This window comes from Streptomyces sp. 8K308 (assembly GCF_004348315.1).
Classification (GTDB): Bacteria; Actinomycetota; Actinomycetes; order Streptomycetales; family Streptomycetaceae; genus Streptomyces.
This window is the reverse complement of record NZ_SMKC01000455.1, coordinates 1-4,695: the sequence shown is the minus strand read 5'-3', so window position 1 is coordinate 4,695 and position 4,695 is coordinate 1. Positions and strand designations below refer to the sequence as shown.

Below are 4,695 nucleotides of genomic sequence, written 5' to 3'. Positions count from 1 at the left end.
CGCCACTTCGGCTGCTACGAGCGGTGGGCGCCCGTCTTCTGGCAGGACACCTGGGCCGACGAGGACCCCATGTGCTACCAGGCATGGCGCGCCGACGCGGATGCCATGTGGGGCTGGAACGGCCTGCACCGCGACGGCGTCGGCGGCGACCACCAGGGCGCCATCCCCGACGGGCAGCTCTGTAGCGCCGGCCTGACCCACAACGGGCGTTTCGCCGCCTTCGACGAGCCGGGCCCCTGGCACGCCGTCGACCGTCCCAACAACTTCACACTGAACCTGAACGACACGTCCTCCCACGGCGCCGACTACATCCGCGTGTACGTCACCGAGCAGGGCTTCGACCCCACCACCGAACGCCTGGGCTGGAGTGACCTGGAACTGGTCACCGAGACGGGCCCCATGCCCACCGGCTCCTCCACGACCGTCCAGGTCAGCGCGCCCGGACGCATCGGTCACCACATCGTCTACACCATCTGGCAGGCCAGCCACCTCGACCAGTCCTACTACTTCTGCAGCGACGTCAACTTCACCGGCTGACACGGAACGCAGTCGTTGATGTGACCGCTCTGAGGCCAGATCCTCGCCGGCCAGCGCCCGCGTGGGCGTGGGCGTGATCAGTCAGCTACATGTACCGAGGGAGAGTGCGATGAGCATGCGAAGAGCCTTGCGGGCGTTCGGCGTGGCCGCAGCGCTGGTGACAGGTTCGCTGACCGGTCTCGGCGTCCCGGCCCCGGCGATCGCCTCACCGGCGGCCGCACAAGCCGCCGCGGACGACCGGCCATCGGCGGCGGCCGCGGCGCCGGAGCTGCGGGTCTCGGGCAACCGCCTGGTCACCGAGTCCGGTTCCACGTTCCGCCCCCTGGGTGTCAACCGGTCCGGCGGTGAGTTCGGCTGCGTTCAGGGCAAGGAGATATTCGACGGCCCGGTGGACCAGGCTGCCGTCGACGCGATGCTGACCTGGAGGGTCAACACTGTTCGCGTTCCGTTGAACGAGGAGTGCTGGCTGGGGACGGAGAACCTGCCCGTGACGGCTCCCAGCGCGGCGGAGTACCAGCGGGAGGTCGAGGAGTACGTAGACCTCCTGGTGGCCAACGGCATCAACGTGATCCTCGACCTGCACTGGACCTGGGGCGAGTACACGGGCCCCGGCACGGGGTGTCCGGACGTCGCGGCCACCTGTCAGAAGCCGATGCCGAACACGCGCTACACCCCGGCCTTCTGGTCCGAGGTCGCCACGACGTTCAAGGGGAACGACGCGGTCATCTTCGACCTGTTCAACGAGCCCTACCCCGACGCGGCCAACAACTGGGCGGATCCCACCGCGGCGTGGACGTGCCTGCGTGACGGCGGCAGCTGTGCCGGCATCGGCTACGAGGTCGCCGGCATGCAGGACCTCGTCGACGCGGTGCGCGACACCGGCGCCACCAATGTGATCATGACCGGTGGGCTGGAGTGGACCAACAACCTGAGCCGGTGGCTGGAGTTCAAGCCATCCGACCCCACCGGCAATCTGATGGCCTCATGGCACTCCTACAACTTCAACGCCTGCGTGACCACCTCGTGCTGGGACAGCAACATCGGCACGGTCGCCGGCGAAGTGCCGGTCCACATCGGTGAGACGGGTCAGGACACCTGCGCCCACGACTACATCGACCAGGTGATGGCCTGGGCGGACACCCACGGGATCGGGTACACGGCCTGGACGTGGAACCCGTGGGGCTGCGGCCGCGGCAGCGTGCTCATCGAGGACTGGAACGGCACGCCGACCAGCACCTACGGCGAAGGATTCAGGGAACACCTGCTCAGCCAGAACCCGGGCGGCCCCGGCGATGACACCGAGGCGCCCACCGCCCCCGGTGCCCCTTCCGTCTCGGGTGTGACGGCTTCGTCGGCGACACTGAGCTGGGCCGCGTCCACGGACAATGTGGGGGTCACCGGCTACGACGTCGTCCGTGTCGACGGCGGCACCGAGACACAGGTCGCCAGCTCGGTCTCCCACCAGGCCACCGTGTCCGGTCTGGCCGCGAACACGTCCTACACGTTCGCGGTCTATGCCAGGGACGCGGCTGGCAACCGATCCGAACGCTCGGGCACCGTGGCCGTCACGACCACCGGTGGTGAGACGCCGGGCACCTGCTCCGTCCGGTACCGGGTGGTAGGGGACTGGGGGAACGGCTTCCAGGGCGAGATCACCATCCGCAACACCGGTACCGGCGCGATCAGCGACTGGAACCTGGGCTTCACCTTCACAAGCGGCCAGACCATCAACAACATGTGGGGCGGCACACCCACCCAGAGCGGCGCTGCGGTCAGCGTGACCCCCTCCTCCTACACGAGCACCATCCCGGCCGGCGGCTCCGTCACCCTCGGCTTCATCGCCAGCCGGGGCAGCGCGAACACCGCGCCCACCACCTTCACCCTCAACCACAGCACCTGCGCCACCGTCTGACACACAACAGCCGCCCGCCGTTTCCCTCCGCAAGCCCAAAGGGGTCACGCCCTGCGGTGACCGGACAGGGAAGAACCGTCGGCCCGGCCCCGCCAGCCAGGCCGACGGCCCGCCCCATACGTGATGGACCCAACTCGTCAGGAAGTGCGAGAACAACCGCCGTCCCGTCTTGTTCCTCTTTGCCGAGTCGGCAGAAAATGTCAGACGGTGATCGTCCGGTCGATCTCCGCGGCAAGCTCGGCCAGCTCCGACTTCCAGACGCGGCAGCGGTAGCCACGGGCTCACCACCACTCGCGGTGCCTCGCGGCCGCACACACCGGCACGTGACTCGCGGCAGTCGCTGATCTGTAGAACGAGCGGTGCCGGCGGACCGTAGAGCCCCGCGGATCCGCTTGGCCCGCCGTACGTCCTGTTCCTTGAGCAGCCGCGGGTACCGCGCCTCGCGCTCGGCCCGCACCGGACCAGGACGCGGTCGGCTTCGGCCATCTCCGTGATCGTCGCCAGGATCTCTACGGAGACGACCGCGAGGCCGCCGTCCGCGACGTCTGCGCGGCCGCGAACCTTCCGGCTCCCACCATCGTCGGCCTCGAGATCGACCTGGACGACGCCGAGCTCGCGTTCGCCTCCCTCGACCCTGGCTTCGGCATCGTCTGCTACAACGACGACGTCGCCATCACCCTGCTCAGCGCCGCCGGTCGGGGCCGCCGGTCACCGAGGGTGGCGGGTCTTCGCCGACTTCGGTCTCATCGGAATGGACCACACGCCGCTGTCGCAGGTCACCAACCCGCGCCTGACCACGGTCGGACACGACCTGGCGGCGATCGCGCGGGCGGCCGCCGCGACGGCGCTCCGAGCACTGGGCGAACAGTTCCCGGTCCCCGCGCCAGACATCGATCTGCGGGTGATACCCGGCGAGTCCGCCTGACGGCGCGGCGCCTCGCGCACGCTCCCCCGGTCGCGTTCGCGTGGCCGCGCGCCCTCGCCGACGGGCGCCTGGCCCCGGCCCTGCGCCAGATGCACGGCACCCCCTCCCGCCCCTGGCAGCTGACGGAACTCGCCCGGGCGGCCGCCATGTCCCGGGCCACCTTCGCCCTTCGCTTCAAGGAAGCGGCAGGCGTAACGCCCCTGACCTTCCTCAACTGGCGCATGCGCCTGGCCGCCCAGGAAACTGCGGCAGGAGGACACCCCGGTCACCGCCGTCGCCCAACAACATCGGCTACACCTCCGAGAGCGCCTTCAGCAACGCCCTCACACGCGCGAAGGGGCTCTCCCCCGGCGCTACCGGGACGAAGTCCGGGCAACGGACAACGTCTGAACCTCGCCGCCCGGCCAGGGTTGACGCCTTCATGGGTGATCGCCAAACAGGATCATCCAGATCTGCACGTCATTGCTGTGCTGCCACTCCGAGCGCTTCCAGGAGCGGGAACCGCACGCCGGTCAGTTCCTCGGAGACGGTCACGCCCAGGGCGAGGGCGTGCCCCCGGAGGTTGATCTCCAGCCCCGCGCCCGGCCGCCCGGACGCCGGGCGGCCGGCTCTTCCGCACCCTGCCGTACGGCTTGCTGCGCGGAAACGGCTACGGCGAAAGGACGCGGACATCCTTCGAGCCTGGTCGGTCCGTGTCGTCAGTAGTTTCGGCGAGCAGATGAATGACACCGGCTGGGTTCTTGATCCAGTGGGTTCTGGACTCGAGGTTCTCCAAAGGTTCGACCTCGTCACATGGCCGGATGCCGATGCCGGCGAGTTTGTCGGTGGCGGCGTCGAGATCATCGGTGTGGAGCTGGAGCCACAGGTCGGGCTGGCCGTAGTTGTCGACGCAGTCCAGCCACAGGGTGTTGGGGCCGAACCGCACCGAGTGGGTTCTGGAAACGGTCGGCGCGTAGGAGACGTCGTCTTCGTTGACATCGAAGCCCAGGGTGTCTCGGTAGAACGCCACAGTGGCGTCGTACTGTGCCTTGGGAATCTTCATGGCGATGTTCAGACCGGCGGTGAATCTCGGCTCGTTCATCGAGTGTCTCCATCGTTGGTGTTGGTGGCGTCCAGTGCGTGTTCCAGCGCGGCCAGTCGGTCGTCCCACCGATTGGCGAGCGTGGCCAGCCACACCTGGGCGGTGCGGATGGCGGCAGGTTCCAGCCGGTAAGGGTGACGGCGGCCGGTTGGTTCGCCGGGGCTGATCAAGCCCGCTTCGGCGAGCTGGCCGAGGTGCTTGGCCACCGCCTGCCGACTAATGGGCAGCCGCCGCGCCAAC

Annotated in this window: 5 protein-coding genes; 3 read left to right on the top strand and 2 right to left on the bottom strand. The window is 68.8% G+C overall.

The window, feature by feature from the left end; all coding sequences use genetic code 11:
* The 3 genes from E1265_RS33860 to E1265_RS40520 form a co-directional block, all read left to right on the top strand.
* On the top strand, positions 1-537 hold a 537-nt coding region (locus E1265_RS33860; protein ID WP_132934781.1), incomplete at its 5' end, for a lytic polysaccharide monooxygenase auxiliary activity family 9 protein.
* 109 nt (positions 538-646) lie between these two features.
* Positions 647-2,449: a cellulase family glycosylhydrolase gene (locus E1265_RS33855; RefSeq protein WP_132934780.1), complete on the top strand. Its 1,803-nt coding sequence runs from the start codon at positions 647-649 to the stop codon at positions 2,447-2,449.
* A 490-nt stretch (positions 2,450-2,939) separates the two neighbouring features.
* Complete coding sequence (locus tag E1265_RS40520) at positions 2,940-3,374, top strand: substrate-binding domain-containing protein (protein WP_165953973.1); 435 nt, start codon at positions 2,940-2,942, stop codon at positions 3,372-3,374.
* Between the two features lie 649 nt (positions 3,375-4,023).
* Here the strand turns inward: E1265_RS40520 and E1265_RS33840 are convergent.
* Positions 4,024-4,455, bottom strand: coding sequence for a VOC family protein (locus E1265_RS33840; RefSeq protein ID WP_132934778.1), 432 nt, complete (start codon positions 4,453-4,455; stop codon positions 4,024-4,026).
* Positions 4,452-4,695, bottom strand: a 244-nt coding sequence (locus tag E1265_RS33835) for a helix-turn-helix domain-containing protein (RefSeq protein WP_132934777.1), incomplete at its 5' end; no start/stop codon positions are given. The genes E1265_RS33840 and E1265_RS33835, both read right to left, overlap by 4 nt.